The sequence below is a fragment of the Lutimaribacter saemankumensis genome (genome assembly GCF_900100005.1).
Classification (GTDB): Bacteria; Pseudomonadota; Alphaproteobacteria; order Rhodobacterales; family Rhodobacteraceae; genus Lutimaribacter; species Lutimaribacter saemankumensis.
The window spans coordinates 1-1,474 of record NZ_FNEB01000037.1 but is presented as its reverse complement, the minus strand read 5'-3'; the positions used below and the strand labels follow the sequence as shown (position 1 = coordinate 1,474).

The following is a 1,474-nucleotide window of genomic DNA, read 5'->3' as shown; positions in this document are numbered from 1 at the left end:
CGGTCGTGGGCCGGGCGGAGCTGATCCGACCAGCCCACGTGGTAATGTGGGCAAGCCGCATCCCATCCATAGCGCTGGACGCGAAGTTGAAGCCGGGCATCCATCACGTCACATCCTCGACGATCGAAACCGCTGTGCTGACAGGCTGCGCATCGCGGTAGGCCAGAAACCACGGATCGGTGCCAAGCGCGCGCGTGACCATGCCTCTGATCGTGGCTTCGGGTTCCGGACTTGTGATTTCGATGGCGATGAGCGTTTCGCTTGGAACTGGGCTGACGCTATCCATGGCCAAAATGCCACGATTGTCCCAGTCCTGTTCGATGCCGACGTTCACCTCATGAAGTTGAAGGCCCTCGCGTGCCGCCGTCATCTTGATCCCGATAGCAAGGCATCCGCAGATCGCGGCGCGCGCGAAATAGCCGGGTGTCGGCCCCTCGTCGCTGCCGCCAATTGCATTCGGCATGTCGAGGGTCAGGCGGTGACCGTCCTGCTCGTAGGTGCAGCTCAGGCCGTCCCGAACCGCGGCCGATCCGCGGTGAACGACCTGGGCACGTTCCGGGCGTTGGGTGTAGATCGAGATCGCGCGCAGTTGCGCCTCTCGGGCGTGGGTATCCCTGTCCATCTCTTCGTCTCCATTGGGTGATGCAAGGCCAAGCTTTGACCGAACCGCCGGGCAGGCGGTCCGGCCAAAACGCTGTTTCATCCTGCCGCCATCGCCTTGATGTCATCGGCGCTGGGTGTGTTGCCCCCGATGCCCCATTGACCGCTGCGCACTTCCTTGACCCGGACCCAGGTCACGGGGCGCATGTTTTCGCCTTCGACCTCGACCATCGCATCGGTCACCTTTTCGATCATTTTCGCCTTCTGCTCATCGTCGAAAACGCCTTCGATTACTTCGATATCCACCAGTGGCATTGTTTACCTCCGTTGTTTCCAGTTGCTGGTGAAACGAGGCTGGCACCGGTCGCCCATGGCAAACCAGTTCTGCAAATGCAGTAAATCCGCTATAGTTTCTGAAGTAGGCGTGTGCGGGTGCGAAATGCTTTGCTTCAGGCGGAGGTGCCGCAATGTCAGAGTCAAACTATCCGAAGTTCTGCCCGGTCGCGATGGCGGCCAGCCTGTTGGAGCCGCGCTGGACCATGCTTTTGCTGTGCGAAATGTGGTCCGGCTCAACCCGCTTCAACGAAATCCAGCGGGGCGTGCCAGGGATGTCGCCCGGACTTTTGTCGAAGCGCCTGAAAGAGATGGAAGCCAACGGTCTTGTCGTTCGACGTGGGAACGGACCCGGTCATGCCGAGTATCTGACGACCCCTCTTGCCGATGAGCTCGAGCCGCTGATCCGTGGGCTGGGAGAATGGGCGCACCGCAACATCGATTGCGAAGTGTCGCTGCAAGCCTTGGACGCGCGTTTGCTGATGTGGAAAATCCGTGGAAAGATCGACCGGCTTCAATTGCCTAAGCCGAAATGCGTGAT

3 protein-coding genes are annotated in these 1,474 nt (G+C 60.2%); 1 reads left to right on the top strand and 2 read right to left on the bottom strand.

Features of this window, described 5'->3' with window-relative positions; genetic code table 11:
• Positions 1 to 103: 103 nt before the first annotated feature.
• Complete coding sequence (locus BLT50_RS18805; RefSeq protein ID WP_175491547.1) at positions 104 to 622, bottom strand: OsmC family protein; 519 nt, start codon at positions 620 to 622, stop codon at positions 104 to 106.
• A gap of 77 nt (positions 623 to 699) precedes the next feature.
• Positions 700 to 915: a tautomerase family protein gene (locus tag BLT50_RS18800; RefSeq protein ID WP_090030835.1), complete on the bottom strand. Its 216-nt coding sequence runs from the start codon at positions 913 to 915 to the stop codon at positions 700 to 702.
• 152 nt (positions 916 to 1,067) lie between these two features.
• Between BLT50_RS18800 and BLT50_RS18795 the strand changes: the two genes are divergently transcribed.
• Positions 1,068 to 1,474: winged helix-turn-helix transcriptional regulator (locus BLT50_RS18795; protein WP_139170598.1), on the top strand; the 407-nt coding region annotated here is incomplete at its 3' end.

Coding starts and splice junctions, on each gene's coding strand:
- BLT50_RS18805 (WP_175491547.1), bottom strand. CDS start 622: ATGGACAGGGATACCCACGCCCGAGAGGCGCAACTGCGCGCGATCTCG.
- BLT50_RS18800 (WP_090030835.1), bottom strand. CDS start 915: ATGCCACTGGTGGATATCGAAGTAATCGAAGGCGTTTTCGACGATGAG.